Origin of the sequence: Granulibacter bethesdensis (genome assembly GCF_001889545.1) — a bacterium.
Taxonomy (GTDB): domain Bacteria; phylum Pseudomonadota; class Alphaproteobacteria; order Acetobacterales; family Acetobacteraceae; genus Granulibacter; species Granulibacter bethesdensis_B.
In genome coordinates this window covers 117,260-132,448 of the sequence record NZ_CP018194.1, presented here as the reverse complement: position 1 = coordinate 132,448, position 15,189 = coordinate 117,260, and the positions used below count along the sequence as shown (strand labels likewise).

General features: G+C 60.6%; 13 protein-coding genes and 1 riboswitch. Of the genes, 5 read left to right on the top strand and 8 right to left on the bottom strand.

From position 1 onward, the window contains the following. Positions 1-124: 124 nt before the first annotated feature. Genes GbCGDNIH8_RS00580 through GbCGDNIH8_RS00570 form a run of 3 tightly spaced genes read left to right on the top strand, consistent with a single transcriptional unit; the run spans position 125 to position 2,599 of the window. A complete protein-coding gene (locus GbCGDNIH8_RS00580) occupies positions 125-1,171 on the top strand; it encodes a PhoH family protein (RefSeq protein WP_231130839.1) in 1,047 nt (348 codons plus the stop codon). Further along, positions 1,155-1,685 (top strand): rRNA maturation RNase YbeY, encoded by a 531-nt coding sequence (ybeY, locus tag GbCGDNIH8_RS00575; RefSeq protein WP_172822865.1) that lies wholly within the window; start codon positions 1,155-1,157, stop codon positions 1,683-1,685. The genes GbCGDNIH8_RS00580 and ybeY overlap by 17 nt, the downstream gene beginning before the upstream one ends. Beyond that, positions 1,682-2,599, top strand: a complete 918-nt coding sequence (locus GbCGDNIH8_RS00570; RefSeq protein WP_072571701.1) for a hemolysin family protein — start codon at positions 1,682-1,684, stop codon at positions 2,597-2,599. Before ybeY ends, GbCGDNIH8_RS00570 begins: the two co-directional genes overlap by 4 nt. Before the next feature lie 10 nt (positions 2,600-2,609). Here the strand turns inward: GbCGDNIH8_RS00570 and GbCGDNIH8_RS00565 are convergent, their stop codons facing one another. From GbCGDNIH8_RS00565 to gshB, 3 genes are read right to left on the bottom strand one after another with little or no spacing between them, the layout of a single operon-like run. Then, the gene (locus tag GbCGDNIH8_RS00565) at positions 2,610-3,557 is read right to left on the bottom strand and encodes a glycerophosphodiester phosphodiesterase family protein (protein WP_072571700.1); all 948 of its coding nucleotides are present in this window, start codon (positions 3,555-3,557) and stop codon (positions 2,610-2,612) included. Then, positions 3,558-4,187, bottom strand: a complete 630-nt coding sequence (locus GbCGDNIH8_RS00560) for an HAD family hydrolase (RefSeq protein ID WP_072571699.1) — start codon at positions 4,185-4,187, stop codon at positions 3,558-3,560. Between the two features lie 23 nt (positions 4,188-4,210). Continuing rightward, complete coding sequence (gene gshB, locus GbCGDNIH8_RS00555; protein ID WP_072571698.1) at positions 4,211-5,200, bottom strand: glutathione synthase; 990 nt, start codon at positions 5,198-5,200, stop codon at positions 4,211-4,213. 202 nt (positions 5,201-5,402) lie between these two features. Between gshB and GbCGDNIH8_RS13325 the strand changes: the two genes are divergently transcribed. Both GbCGDNIH8_RS13325 and bfr read left to right on the top strand, forming a co-directional pair. Then, positions 5,403-5,600 carry a (2Fe-2S)-binding protein gene (locus GbCGDNIH8_RS13325; RefSeq protein ID WP_072571697.1) on the top strand — a complete coding sequence of 66 codons (198 nt, stop codon included), beginning with the start codon at positions 5,403-5,405 and terminating at the stop codon, positions 5,598-5,600. 217 nt (positions 5,601-5,817) lie between these two features. Beyond that, on the top strand, positions 5,818-6,303 hold the full coding sequence (bfr, locus tag GbCGDNIH8_RS00545; protein ID WP_025285694.1) for a bacterioferritin: 486 nt from the start codon (positions 5,818-5,820) through the stop codon (positions 6,301-6,303). A 96-nt stretch (positions 6,304-6,399) separates the two neighbouring features. Here bfr and putA read toward each other — a convergent pair whose 3' ends face one another. The 5 genes from putA to GbCGDNIH8_RS00520 all read right to left on the bottom strand — a co-directional run bounded on the left by putA (position 6,400) and on the right by GbCGDNIH8_RS00520 (position 15,185). After that, a complete protein-coding gene (putA, locus tag GbCGDNIH8_RS00540; protein WP_072571696.1) occupies positions 6,400-10,095 on the bottom strand; it encodes a bifunctional proline dehydrogenase/L-glutamate gamma-semialdehyde dehydrogenase PutA in 3,696 nt (1,231 codons plus the stop codon). 108 nt (positions 10,096-10,203) lie between these two features. Beyond that, complete coding sequence (locus tag GbCGDNIH8_RS00535; protein WP_081368756.1) at positions 10,204-11,058, bottom strand: SirB1 family protein; 855 nt, start codon at positions 11,056-11,058, stop codon at positions 10,204-10,206. Between the two features lie 38 nt (positions 11,059-11,096). Then, complete coding sequence (thiC, locus tag GbCGDNIH8_RS00530) at positions 11,097-12,929, bottom strand: phosphomethylpyrimidine synthase ThiC (RefSeq protein WP_072571694.1); 1,833 nt, start codon at positions 12,927-12,929, stop codon at positions 11,097-11,099. A gap of 73 nt (positions 12,930-13,002) precedes the next feature. Continuing rightward, positions 13,003-13,128, bottom strand: a riboswitch (TPP riboswitch). A gap of 52 nt (positions 13,129-13,180) precedes the next feature. Then, entirely contained in the window at positions 13,181-14,158 is a 978-nt protein-coding gene (locus tag GbCGDNIH8_RS00525) for a quinoprotein relay system zinc metallohydrolase 2 (protein ID WP_072573471.1), read from the bottom strand. An 82-nt stretch (positions 14,159-14,240) separates the two neighbouring features. Then, complete coding sequence (locus tag GbCGDNIH8_RS00520) at positions 14,241-15,185, bottom strand: glycosyltransferase family 2 protein (protein ID WP_081368755.1); 945 nt, start codon at positions 15,183-15,185, stop codon at positions 14,241-14,243. Positions 15,186-15,189 lie beyond the last annotated feature (4 nt).

Sequence of the window (15,189 nt, the reverse complement as noted above, 5' to 3'; positions counted from 1 at the left end):
TTCCCCGGCTCTCGCCTCCTCCCTGCCGAAAGCAGGGGCTTCCTCCGCCCTCCCACAGGCGGCGCTTGCGCCGGGAAAGACCAGTCCGTATCGCCCAGGTGACCGAGAGCGGGACAACAGAACCGTGACGGTACAGTTCGCCAACAACCTGTTGCTGCCGCAGCTTCTGGGCGATCATGACCGCCATCTGGTGCGGCTGGAACAAGGGTTGGGGGTGCGGATATCCTGTCGTGGCAACAAGATTGCCATCGCAGGCGAATCCGATCTGGTCGAAGCGGTGAAACTGGCGCTTGCTGCCCTATGGCAGAAGCTTGAACGAGGCGAGGACGTGACCATGGGTGACGTAGATGCAGCAGTGCGCCTGACCAAAAGCCGTTTCGAGGAAGGAGATCGCTCGCCGCGCCTGCCGCTGGCCGATCTGCCCTCCATCCGCACGCGACGCGGCGCGCTCAGCCCGCGCAGCGCCGGGCAGGCTGCCTATATTGAAATGCTCAGCACCAAGGAAATGGTGTTCGGCATCGGCCCGGCCGGGACCGGCAAAACCTATCTCGCCGTGGCTCAGGCCGTGGCCATGCTTCAGGCCGGGCGCGTGGACCGGATCGTGCTCTCCCGCCCGGCGGTCGAGGCCGGGGAACGTCTTGGCTTCCTGCCCGGCGACATGAAGGAAAAGGTCGATCCCTATCTGCGCCCGCTCTATGACGCGCTGCACGACATGATGCCGGGCGATCAGGCCGCACGGCGCATGGCCACCGGCGAAATCGAAGTCGCACCGCTGGCCTTCATGCGCGGCCGGACCCTGGCCCACTCCTTCGTCATTCTGGACGAGGCCCAGAACACAACACCGGTACAGATGAAGATGTTCCTGACCCGCATGGGCGAGGGCACACGCATGGTCATCACCGGCGATCTCAGCCAGATTGATCTCCCGGCCGGGCAGCGCTCCGGGCTGCGGGATGCTCTGGACACGCTGGAGGGCATTCCCGCCCTCGGCATCTGCCGTTTCGACAAGCGGGATGTGGTGCGCCACCCGCTGGTCGCGGCCATTGTAGACGCTTACGACCAGCGCTCGGCTGCCCAGCAGGACCGAAGCCGTGATGCGGACACACATGGCCAGACGGAACAGCGCACACGATCAGGAGCACGGTCAGAAATCAATGGACCCGGCAAGTAGTCCCAACCCCGCGAGCGCCTCTTTTGCGCCCGCGGGGTTCCCTTCGGATACGGATGAGGACGGGGTCTCACCCGGCTATATCGTGCCCGAGATCATCGTCACGGAACCGGCCTGGCGGCGGCACATCCCGCATGCCGACAGGCTGATCCGCCGGGTCGCCAGAGCAGCCGGCAGCACGGCCGACTGTGTGGTACTGAGTTGCGACCGTGATGTGCGCCGCCTGAATGCACGGCATCGCGGCAAGGACAAACCAACCAACGTACTGACTTTCGAACCTGTCGGAATGCCGGGCGCGGAAGGGGGCGAAATCGTGCTGGCGCTTGGCGTTGTGCTGCGGGAAGCAAAGGCCGCCCGCAAACGCCCGGCGCATCATCTGGCCCATCTGCTGGTGCATGGCGTGCTGCATCTGCATGGGCACGATCACCATCACGCCGGAGACGCCAGGCGCATGGAAGCGGAAGAAGCCCGCATCATGCGCAGTCTGGGCATGCCCAACCCGTGGAAACGGTCATGAACGACGAGGAACCTTTCCCCATCCGCCTGCCCCTGCCGCCGCGCGGCAGCGTCATGGCCCGGCTGAGGCACCGCCTGCTGCACAAAGCCGTCGAGCACAGCGTGCGCGACAGCATCGCCGAGTTGGTGCAGGAAGCCGCCAGCCATGCCCAGCTGCCGGGAGAGCTGCCGGAGCTGGACCGGCAGGAACGCGCCCTGATCGGCAATGTGCTGCGCCTGCGCGGCACCACGGCGGATGACGTGATGGTCCCCCGTGCCGATATCGTCGCGATCCGCGCCGACACGCCTTTTGAAGATGTGCTGGCACTGATCCGGCAGGAAGGCCATTCACGGCTGCCGGTTTACAATGAAGAGCTGGATGACGCGATCGGCATGATCCATATCAAGGATGTGTTCGGTTATGTCGGTGATCCGGCTGAATTCCGGCTGACGGATATTCTGCGCAAACCTTTGCTGGTCGGCCCCCATATGCCGGTGCTGGAGCTGCTGTTGCAGATGCGGCAGCACCATATGCATCTGGCGCTGGTGATCGACGAATATGGCGGCGTTGACGGGCTGGTGACGATCGAGGATCTGGTCGAAACCATTGTTGGTGACATCAGCGACGAACATGACGAGGCCGCTCCCTCCATCACTGAACGGCCTGACGGTACGCTCGATCTGGATGCCCGTATTCCGATCGAGGATTTCGAGAAACGTCTCGGCGCCGTCCTGACAGAGGATGAACGGGAAGCGGATATCGATACAGTCGGGGGGCTGGTATTCACGCTGGCTGGACGCGTGCCGGCCCGCGGCGAGGTGATCGGTCATTCCTCCGGCATGGAATTCCGCGTGCTGGAAGCCGATCCGCGCCGTATTCGCCGTCTGCGCGTGCGTCCGCCAGCACGCGCCTCTCAGGCCGAGGCCGCGGAATAAGCCTGCCGGTTTATCTTCCGTGGCTGATCCGCTCACAGCGCGGCCCTGCCGGTTCCAGCCGCCTCAGCGCCGCCATGCGCTGTGGCGAGTCCGTCAGGATGGCATCCACCCCGAGACAGGCGGCCAGCCTGTCATCATCCGCATTGTCCACCGCAATCGCCAGGATCTTCACATCCGGATGACGGCGGAAACAGGCGATGGCGGCAGGCGTCCACATCGTTGCCTGCACCATGGAACGGCCTTCCCCCAATGTGAAATGCTCCACCACCGTCAGGGAACGGTGCAGCTCGAACGCCACCATTGCATGCGCAGGCGGAGGATTGTCGCAGCGCTGATCAAGAAGAACACCCAGCAACCGTCCCCGCGTCGCATCGCGTGACTCGAAAAGCCTTGCTTGCGGATAGGCTGCGAAGCTCTGTTGATAGGCTGCATCGGTCGCATAAATCGTGACCCGTCCCCATGCCTGCTCCTCCTCCAGAACCCGCGCCACCGCCTGGGTCTGTGGCGCAGCAGGCAGAGCCTTCATATCGAGAATGATCGGCCTATCAGACGGAATGACCCGCAAAGCCTCCCGCAATGTCGGAATACCGACCGGATGATCGCGATAGGGATAGGAATCTCCGCGGCGGAACTGCCAACCGGCATTGATCAGGGACAGCTCGGCAGCCGTGAAAGCCGCTGTTTTTCCAACTCCATCCGTCAGCGCAGACAGATCAGCCGGGCGATACAGAACCGGAATACCATCACGGCTCAGTTGCACTGTCAGCCATATGGCATCCGCCCGATGCGCAATAGCCTGCCGGATCGCCTCAATCGTGTTTTCAGGAGCATCCCCGCTTCCACCACGATGCGCGATCATGACCGGCCAGGGCACCCGGGCCGGGGCTGGTGTGCAACCAGGCACCCCCACACTGATCACCAGCATCGGGACGCGTAAAAACCGTGGCCAATGCACCATTTACGCTGACATCCCAGCCACCGGATGCAGCAGACCATACCGGCTCAGCTCCGCCTCCAGAGCTTCTGCCGAGGTAAACAGCGCCCCATGGCAGGCAGCCTGACGGGCACCCTCCACATGCATCGCCCGATCATCGATGAACAGGGTATGCTCCGGCCTGACGCCTATCTCCTTCAGGCAGGCAAGGAACACAGCCGGATCGGGCTTGGCGCTGCCGAACGCGCCGCTGGCATAAATCTGACTACCGAACAGGGTTGCAACCGGCGGACAGATCATCGCCATGCAGGCGGGCAGAATATCCGCATTGTTGGTCAGCACGGCCCGCCCAATCCGGGGATGGAGCCGTGCCACCAGCGACAGCACCTCCGATTTTGGCCGGGTAGCAATGCGACGGGCTTCCGCCCATTCCTGCACAGAAAGCGGATACCCCAGCGCCTGCCCGAATGCCGTCAGATAGGCATCCCCACGCAGACGGCCATCATCGCCCTGATCATCAAAGCCTGAGTCCCACAGAGCCTGTTGAACATCCTCTGCCCGGCGTCCGGCCAGCGCACCGAGCCATGTGGCCCGGGCCGATTTATCGACATCAGCCAGCACCCCATCCATATCGAACAGAACCAGATCAATCATGGTCTTGTTCCATCTACCCTTCGTCAGGCAGCGCGTGCAGCCTTGCGACTTTCGATGGCATCCCAGATGCGCGCGGCAAGATTGACGCCATCAAACCGACCGATCTCCTGAAGCCCGGTCGGCGAGGTGACGTTGATCTCCGTCAGCCAGTTTCCGATCACGTCGATACCCGCGAAAATCAGTCCACGCTCCTTCAGCACCGGACCGATCGCGGCACAGATCTCCCGATCCCGCGCCGTCAGCCCGGCGGCTTCGGGACGGCCGCCGACATGCATGTTACTGCGGCTTTCTCCGGCCGCCGGCACACGGTTGATCGCACCCACCGGCTCCCCATCGATCAGGATGATGCGCTTGTCCCCCTGCCGCACCGCCGCTTCATAGCGCTGCACCATCAGAGGCTCCCGCGAGCGGGAGAAAAACATTTCCAGCAGAGAGCTTAGATTTTCATCATCTTCCCTGACCCGGAACACCCCGGCACCGCCATTGCCGTAGAGCGGTTTGACCACGATGTCCCGATGCTCGGCACGAAAGGCCCGGATTGCTTCCACATCCCATGTCACCAGTGTAGGCGGCATCAAATCAGGAAAATGCGTGACCAGAATTTTCTCCGGCGCGTTCCGCACACCTGCCGGATCATTCACCACCAGCGTGCGAGGGTGGATATGCTCCAGCATGTGGGTCGCGGTGATATAGGCCATGTCGAAAGGTGGATCCTGCCGCATCAGCACCACATCCATGGTCGCGAGGTCGAGAATCTCCGTCGGGCCAAATGTGTAATAGGACGCATCGATTCGCCGTACCGAAACCGGATGCGCCCGCGCCAGCAGCCGTGCTCCTGTCGCGCCATCCTGCCGCCGTCCCCCTTCCCGCAAGGCCATATGCCTGACTTCGTAGTGCCACAGCGCATGGCCACGAGCCTGTGCTTCCAGCATCAGCGCAAAACTGCTGTCGCCCGCCATATTGATGCTGTCCATCGGGTCCATCTGGACCGCCACCCGCAAGCCGCCTGCCATCGCCCTGTTCCCTGCCTGCCGGCCTCCGCCGCCCCATGACGAATCGTCGGATACCGGTCGTTATCCGGCCTCATCATGCCGTGAAAACACGCTGCCGCCCAATCACGTCATCTGCAATTGCAATCTATTTGCATTTTCATACCAACCAAGCTAAGCAGCCTCGCTGATAGTCGCCTTATTCGAATCCAGGTTTGCCCCATCGATGTATATCTGCATCTGTAACGGCCTGACGGATAAACAGGTTTGCGCCGCCGCTCAGGCTGGCGCCTGCCGTCTGGCAGAGTTGTACCGAGCCTGCGGCTGCACTGCACAATGCGGCAGATGCGCCCAAGCTATGCTCAAAATGATACCCAGCATTGCAAATGACGAAGGAATTCTCAGTCTCGAAGCAGGCGACTGAACAGCCCTGCCAGAGCCGGTTTCGTGTAAGCAATTCATTGAAAAATCACAGGAATGTACTTTCCTGTAAATGCATCTTCCTATCATCTCCCGCCCAGGCGGGAATGCGAAACAGTTTCACCCCGTCCTAGCTGCGATCTGCTTGCAATCATGAGGCTTTATCCGCGCCCGGCCCCTCGGATAGGGTCCGCCGCAGTTGAAAACGGGAGATGAGACCAATGAAGGCCGATGCCACAACGATCCAGAATCTCAACAAGGTTCTGACCAACGAGCTGACCGCGATTAACCAGTATTTCCTGCATGCACGCATGCTCGAAAACTGGGGCATGACGAAAATGGGCCGCCACGAATTCAAGGAATCCGTGGAAGAAATGAAGCATGCCGATGAGCTGATCAAGCGCATCCTGTTCCTGGAAGGCCTGCCGAATGTGCAGCGTCTGAACCATGTTCTGATCGGTGAAACGCCGGAAGAAGTTCTGCAGCGCGATCTGGAACTGGAAGTCACCGCCATCGCCGATCTGCGTGAATTCATTGCCTATGCCGAAAGCATCCGCGATTTCCCGACCCGCGATCTGCTGGCTTCCATCCTGCGCGACGAAGAACACCATGTGGACTTCATCGAAACCCAGCAGGACATGATCAATCGCATGGGTGTGCAGAACTGGGTGCAGCTGAACAGCGACGCCCCCGACGGCGACCACTGATCAACTTATTATCCCGCTTGGATACGAAGAAGGGAGGATGCCCGGTGCATCCTCCCTTTTTTCGTATCAGCCCATGGACGCTCAAGCCGTCACTGCCTATGCCATTGCCATCAGCGCGGCATTTCCCCCAGCAGCAGCCGTGTTTATACTGATCGTGCATTCTGTCACCAAAGCCGGCAGCGGAATATCTCTGCCGTGCCTGCGGATACGATAGACCGGCACGATTTTGCCGGATTGATGCGCAAGACGTGTCTGCAACGCAATCAGGGCCACATCATCGCCCTCAAACAGCACGGTATCCGCCCTGTCCTCCTGATCCGGTGACGCCACAACCACTGTCGAACGCAATGCATCCGGCAATGTGTTGAATACAGATGTGCTGTCAGCGGGGATAGATACCGCAATACGCTTCACACCCGCCGCCAGCGCCAATTGTATCTGATACGATATTCCTTCCAGATCGGACGCAATGCATAACAGACTGGATCGGGGCGACAGGCGATAGATATTCTGCTCTCCCACCGGCCCAGGCAGCACCATATCCCGATCATACCGCAGGATCGGGAAAGGTGAAGGTTCAATTCCCTGCCGCTTTATCCATGCCTGCCAGATTTTCATCAAGACTGGGACAGCGTTTTCTTCTTTTGCAATCAAAAACTGTTTCACTGGTGGCGGTAAGGGTGGCGCATGCGCCACAAGACGGGAAAGATAAAGTGGGCCACCCGCTTTCGGACCTGTTCCGGACAGACCATGCCCTCCGAACGGTTGTACGCCGACCACGGCACCGATCATACTGCGATTGACATAGATATTTCCGGCCGCACTTTTCATGCAGGCCTGATCGACGGTTTCCTGAATACGGCTATGAATACCAAAGGTCAGCGCATATCCGGTTGCGTTGATCCTGGCGATCACATCGGACAGATGATCCCTGTGAAATTTCAGCACATGCAAAACAGGACCAAAAACTTCCTTGTCAGGGATTGGATGTGATCCAAGTTCTATAATTGTCGGAGAAACAAAAAAACCATCCTCCGTCTCCTGCCGCAGAGCCGCACGATGTACTGTGCAGCCTGCCTGCGCCATCGCTGCAATATGGTCCTCAATCGCATCTCTGGCAGCAGCACTGATGACAGGACCTATATCAGTGTCAAGCCGGTCGGGACGTGCCGTCACACGCTCCTGCAAGGCTCCACGCAGCATGGTGATAATCAGATCAGCAATATCATCCTGAAGACACAACACACGCAGGGCCGAACAACGTTGACCTGCACTGTCAAAAGCCGACACCAGAACATCAGCCACCACCTGCTCCGGCAAAGCGGTGCTATCGACAATCATGGCATTTTGTCCGCCGGTTTCGGCAATCAGCGGAACCGGATCACCATGGGTATTCAAACGATATGACAAAGACCGCTGAATGGAACGGGCAGCTTCGGTAGAGCCGGTAAAAACGACTCCATCGACCCGTGAATCATTCACCAGCATCGCCCCTACTGCGCCATCACCAGGAACAAGCTGCAACACCGTCACCGGGACGCCGGCACGATGCAGGACAGCAACCGCCTCAGCCGCGATCAGCGGTGTTTGCTCAGCAGGTTTTGCCAGCACAACGTTCCCCGCTGCCAAAGCCGCCGCAACCTGGCCTGTGAAAATTGCCAGCGGAAAATTCCACGGACTGATACATGTCACCACACCCAGCGGAGGATGCATCTGGGCACTCCATCCATTCTCGATACCGGCCGCATAGTAGCGCAGAAAATCAACAGCCTCCCGCACCTCTCCAATAGCGTTGGGAATCGTTTTGCCTGCCTCGCGCACAGCCAGACTGATGAACAGGGCAGCATCGCGTTCCATCGCATTTGCAGCCTCCCGCAGGCAGGCTGCACGGCGGCAGGGAGGCTCCGCAGCCCATGAAGGAGCCGCTTTCCGGGCGCGCGTTATTGCACGGTCCACTTCATCCGTCGTAGCGAAAACGACGTCGCCGACATCATCCCATGAAGCAGCCGGATTACGGATGGACATGCATTCTCCACCCGCGTCCTCCTCTATGGAAACCAGCCATCGTTTTGACGACAACGCGATACACGCTTCAGCAAGCTGCGCCAGCCTGGTGGCATCCGTCAGATCAATCCCCCATGCATTCTCCCGCTCTGGCCCGTACAGGCTGCGTGGAGACCGGATTTTGGGATGAGGTGCACCACACTCCGACTGCATCGCGGTGATCTGCTGTACCGGATCAGCAATCAGTTGCTCGATGGGAAAAGCGGTATCAGCAACACGATTGACGAAAGACGTATTCGCACCATTCTCCAGAAGACGGCGCACAAGATAGGCCAGCAAAGTTTCATGGGTACCAACAGGAGCGTAAATCCTGCACGGCCTGTTCAGACCATCAGGCCGCACCACATCGGCATAAAGCGCCTCGCCCATGCCATGCAGGCACTGAAATTCATATTGGCCGGGATTGAATGAGGCTCCCGTTATCTCCTCCGCCATCGCGATAATCGTAGCGACCGTGCGGGCATTATGGGTGGCGAATTGCGGGAACACGGCATCAGGTGCTTCAAGCAACATCCGCGCACAAGCAATATAGGAAAGATCCGTATACGTTTTTCGTGTAAAAACCGGAAAACTGTCCAGACCGTCTATTTGTGCACGCTTGATTTCACTATCCCAATATGCCCCTTTTACCAGCCGCACCATCAGACGCCTGTCTTGATGGCGCGCAAGATCAACCAGATTTTTGATCACCTCTGGCGCACGGCGCTGATAAGCCTGCACAGCCAGGCCGATGCCATTCCACCCCGCCACCACAGGATCAGCACATAAAGCCGCCAGTACATCGAGCGAGAGAGGCAGCCGATCCGCTTCCTCCGCATCGATGGTCAGGGCAATTCCGTTTTTCCGGGCCATGGCGGCCAGGTTTCTCAAAAGTGGAGGCAGTTCCTGCATAATCCGTGCATGTTGCGTGTGTTCATAGCGCGGATGCAGGGCTGAAAGCTTGATTGAAATACCTGGCGCCTGAAGCAGGGCAGCCATATCCTCCGATGGCTCATACCCACGCGCCCGCAAGGCAGCGCCAATGCGGTCAATCGCATGTTCATAGGCACGGTAATACCGATCCGCATCGGCGCGGGTCATCGCCGCTTCACCCAGCATGTCGTAGGAATGGCGAAATCCCTGTGTCCAGAGCCGGCTGGTAGCGGCCAGCGCCGCCTCAATCGTCTCGCCCGCGACAAAGCGCGTGCCCAGCAGACGAACAACCCGATCCATCGCATGCCGGATCACGGGCTCCCCCGCCCGTCCGATCAGTCTGGTTAATGCTGCTCCCAGATTGGAGGCAGAGGAAGGGGCTACCAGCCGCCCCGTCAACACCAGACTCCATGTCGCCGCATTGACAAATAACGGGCGTTCCCAACCCAGATGCGTATGCCAATCGCCATGACCGATTTTATCGCGAATCAGCGCATCCCGCGTTCCATCATCGGGTATACGCAACAACGCCTCTGCCAGACACATCAGGGCGACGCCCTCCTGACTGGACAGATCATATTCATGAATCAGCGCCGACAGACCCTTGCCCGGCCCATGCTCACGCAGCCTCTCTGCCAGAGACCGTGCCAGCGTATCGGCCTGTGATGCTGCCCTGTCGGACAGCGCGGCATGCAGCAACAGGGAAGCCACACAGTCCTGCTCCGGACGACGGCAGGCCGTATCCAGACGATGCCGCGCTTCCGTCATCGTACCGGCAGCCTGCCTCAGAGCCGTGAACAATCCGCCTCTGGTCATTACCAGACCTCCATGCTGCTCATGCAGCCTTTGTCAGGCTAAAGCCGGATATGTCGATCGCGCCATAATCTTTCGATGACTGTTACAGCGACGGCTTTTCTGGCGGACTCAGTGCAGGCGTGAGCGCAGATCCTGCATCACCGCACGCGCCCGCTGCGCACTTTCGCTATCCGGATCGAGGATGAGAAAACGCTCGAAACACCGCAACGCGGCAGAAACACGATCCAGCCGCTGATTCATCAGCGCAGTTTCCCGCCATAAAGGGGCTTCATCCGGCGCAATCATCAGCATGGATTCAGAACAGGCCAGCGCATCTTCCATCGCGCCCAGCTCAAGATACCGGGCCCGCAGATTGTTCTGGAGACGCAGCAATACTCCCCGATTGCTCATCGGCTTCAACTGATCGGGCCGCAACTCGGCGGATGGTCCCTCGGCCTTTTTCAGCAGATCACGCAAGGCGGGTACATCCATTGGTACCCCACCTTCAAAGACATCCAGCACGATGCACCGCTCCGCGCTGGTACCCGGCCCGTCTTCTTCCTGAAGGCAAACCAGAAACCGGCCAGGAAAATCCAGGCCATAAGCCTGCCACCCCACCGCCCTGGCAGTGTGAATCCACAGGATTCCAAGTGCCACCGGCAGCCCGGCCCGCCGCTCGATCACACGGAGCAGATCGGCGAAATCGGGGAAACGGGTATCATCGCCCGTATAGCCGTGGCTGCCCTGCAACAGCCCGGCCAGTATCCCCGCCCGCGCTGAAAGGTCCGTTTCCTCCATCCCCGCAGCCAGCATGACGCCATCCTGCGCCAGCTCCGTCAGATGCGCCCGTGCTGCTGTAATCTGCTCCTCGACCGCACCGGAGGACTCGCCTGCCAGCAGCCTGCCCCTGCGGGCAAGCTGCAAAGCGGCATCCGCCAGATCGATCTCATCATCCGGAAGCTGGCCAATCGCCTCCAGAATCACGGCAGAGGGATCAAGGTCCGGGGAAACAGATCGGTCGGTCAGCGGTCCTCCTTCGCCGGGGCGTGCTCCGGCACATACAGTGTCGCACCCATGTCACGGAACTCGGCGCTTTTCGACTCCATGCCCGCCATGCGTGCAGCTTCTTCCCTCAAATCCTGCGTGATCTTCATAGAACAGAATTTCGGTCCGCACATCGAGCAGAAATGCGCCACCTTGTGCGCCTCTTTCGGCATGGTCTCATCATGGAAAGCCTGCGCCGTATCCGGGTCAAGAGACAGGTTGAACTGATCCTGCCACCGGAAGGAGAAACGGGCGCGGCTGACCGCATCATCCCTCAAACGGGCCGAGGGATGACCTTTGGCCAGATCGGCGGCATGGGCGGCAATGCGATAGGTGATGACGCCGGTTTTCACGTCATTACGATCCGGCAGGCCCAGATGCTCCTTGGGCGTGACGTAGCAGAGCATGGCGGTGCCGAACCAGCCGATCATCGCCGCGCCAATGGCGGAGGTGATATGGTCGTAGCCAGGTGCGATATCCGTGGTCAGCGGCCCCAGCGTGTAGAATGGCGCCTCACCACAAACGGCGAGTTGCTTGTCCATATTGGCCTTGATCTTGTGCATCGGCACATGGCCCGGACCCTCGATCATCACCTGACAGCCGTGATCCCAGGCGATTTTGGTCAGCTCACCCAGCGTTTCCAACTCGGCGAACTGCGCCGCGTCATTGGCATCGGCAATGGAGCCGGGACGCAGCCCGTCCCCCAGCGAGAATGACACGTCGTATTTGCGCATGATCTCGCAAATCTCGCCGAAGCGCTCATACAGGAAGCTCTCGCGGTGATGGGACAGGCACCAGCGCGCCATGATGGAGCCACCGCGCGAGACGATCCCCGTCACGCGGGACGCCGTCAGCGGCACATGGGCCAGACGCACACCGGCATGGATGGTGAAGTAGTCAACGCCCTGTTCCGCCTGCTCGATCAGCGTGTCGCGGAACACTTCCCAGCTCAGCTTCTCCGCCTCGCCCCCGACTTTCTCCAGCGCCTGATAGATCGGCACCGTGCCGATCGGCACAGGCGAGTTCCGCATGATCCAGCCACGGATATTGTGGATGTTACGGCCGGTGGACAGATCCATCACCGTATCCGCGCCCCAGCGTGTAGCCCAGACCATCTTCTCCACCTCTTCCGCGGCAGAGGAGGTCACGGCAGAGTTGCCGATATTCGCGTTGATCTTCACCAGAAAATTCCGGCCGATCGCCATCGGCTCAATCTCCGGGTGGTTGATATTGGCCGGGATGATGGCCCGGCCCGCCGCTACCTCGGCCCGCACGAATTCGGGGGTGATGAAGGCGGGGATGCTGGCACCGAAATCCTCTCCATCGGCGCGGCGGGCTTCAGCCCCTTCCAGCATGCGGGCACGGCCCATGTTTTCGCGATGCGCGACATAGATCATCTCTTCCGTGATGATCCCGGCGCGGGCGAATTCAAGCTGAGTGACCAGTTGACCCGGCTTCCCCTCGAACACGGTATGCGGGGCAGGACAGGGCGTCACCAGACGATCCGCCGGGGCATAGCCGTTATCGGCCGCCGTCACTTCACGCGGGGTGACGCTGGCATAACCACGCCGGGCCAGCCATGGCGCACGCAGCGGCGGCAGGCCCTGCTCCAGATCGATATGCGAGGACGGATCGGTATACGGGCCGGATGTGTCGTAGACCCGCACCGGATCCTCCGCCGCGGAAGGATCGAGCGCGATTTCCCGGAACGGGATCGCCATATCATCCCGTCCCTCGACAGGCACATAAATCTTGCGGGAGCCCGTGATCGGGCCAAGAGTGACAGTAGTGGGTTTGGTCTGAACGGTCATGCGCGTTTCCTCAAGCTCCGCGAACCGACTACAGAACCAACGCGGAGAAAGGGTGCCGTTCGGGGCATGCCCGTTTTCGGCGCGATCCCGTCCCTACGCCGGTGCTAACCGGATCAGGTGTCAGGGTCACCATGCGCCTGCCATGGATGGCGGCCTGACGGTATCTCAGCCCTCTGCCAGGGCCCCCCTCGGATGCTGCGACCCTCGGCGCAACCGTTCCTCAAGTCAAGCATACAAACGCGCCTGCGCCCTTATTCCCATTCAAGTTCGTGATAGGCTTCCTCGACATTGCGGCCATTATAATCCGCAAACAGCGTCCAGCGGTCCTTCTGCCCGGCTGCCACCTGATGCGCGGCCTGACCGATCGGCACATTATCAGCAATGGCCTTGCGAGTTTCCGTCAGCAGCGTGTCCAGATACAGCCGCAAGGCCGCCACACCGGCGCTCCATCCGGTCAGGGAGGCCGCATCCACCGGGCCATGTCCGGGCACCATCCGCGCCGGGCGGATCGCCGGCAGCGTGTTTAAAACGCCGAGCCAGCCCTTGAGACTGCCATCCAGCGCCGGAACACGGCGGACAAACAGCAGATCGCCAGTGAACAGCGTACCGGTGGAGCGGTCCAGCACCGACAGATCGGCATCCGTATGCGCCTTCGGATGCGCGGTCAGCGCCAGCACACGATTGCCCAGATCAATCTCGGCTGCGTCCCGGACCGGCATGGTCGGCATCACCACCGGCCCTGCCCGGCCCTTGCCGAGAATCTCATCCAGCTTGTCGCGATAGAACGTGCCCCGTGCCGCAAGCGCCGCCACCAGTCTGGCATGGCCGACCATAACCGGATGATCGTCCAGAAAAGCCCCTGCCCCGAAGCCGTGATCGGGATGCACATGGGAGATGATCACATGGCTGACCGGCAGACTGGTCCGGCCCAGGATCGCCGCCCGCAAACGCCGCCCGTCCTCAAGACAGCCGCCCGGATCAATCACCGCGACCGAACGCTGGCCGATCACGAAGCCGATATTGGCGATTGCATCCTGATTCCCGGCGGTCGCGTCCTCATCCACACCATGGCGGATGAAAATGCCCGGCGCGGCCTCCTGAAAAACCCAGTCGGGCGCGGCGGCACGGGTCGGGCGCAGGCAGCAGAGGCAAAATCCCAGACCGGCCCCTGCACCCAGCACGGCACGCCGCCCGAAAAAGACTGACTGCACACGGCCCGGGGCTGTCATCGTCTTTCCCTGCTCCATCAAGCATCCAGAGATTAGGCGCGGCCTGTTATAAGATCGTCAAGAGTCCGCCACAGCATACTCTTCAGCCGAGCAGAAACCACAGGCGAAACAGCCAGGTCTCGGCCAGACCGTGGCGACGCAGGCCGGGGATGAACCAACCGCGGATGCGGGAGATCAGCCCGCCCTGCATGGCATGCCGCATGCGCGCCAGATCATTGCAGGCGGAAGGGGTGAGGCAGGCTTCCATCTCTGCCAGCACGGCCAGATGCTGCCGGAACAGGGTCATGAAACGCCGCGGCCCCCGCCGCAACGCCGCAATAGCCCGCACCAGCGTCGAGGAAGGGGCGCCGATCGTATTATCCTGATGCTGCCGGTAAAGAATGACGGCCTCGTCATCGGTCAGGAGCACACCGCCACAACCGGCCGTGAGAATAAAGGCCCACCAGTCATGCATGCCATTTTCCGGCGGAGGCCTTACCTGCATCAGCGAGGCCAATGCAGGGGTCAGCACCGCCGTGCATCCGGTCACCACATTCTGCGCCAGTGCCCGCGGCAATGACAGGGTTTGCTCCAGCCCCGGATCAAAGGGCGGCGAAACAGAGAGAAGCTTCAGATCACCATCCACCAGCCTCTGCCGTGCGCAATAGAGGCCGGGTGTATGGGGATCAAGCATCTGTATCCGCGCTACGGCGCGGGCCAGCTTCTGCGGCAGCCAGACATCGTCCTGATCGCAAAAAGCAAGCATCGCCTGCGGCATCGCCGCATGGGCATGACCCAGCAACCACATGAAACTGCCGCATGCCCCCAGCCCTGATGGACCTCCAACATGGTGGCAGCGTTCCGGCCCGACCTTTGCCGCAAATGCGTCCATCACGGTGATGGTCGCATCAGAGGAGCCATCATCCCGCCAGAACAGCACCCAGTTCTGATAAGTCTGCGCCAGCAGACTATCCAGCTGCTCCGACAGGTAACGGGCACCCTGATATGTCGCCAGCAAAATGGCGACAGGCGGTTCGGCCGTGCTCAATACA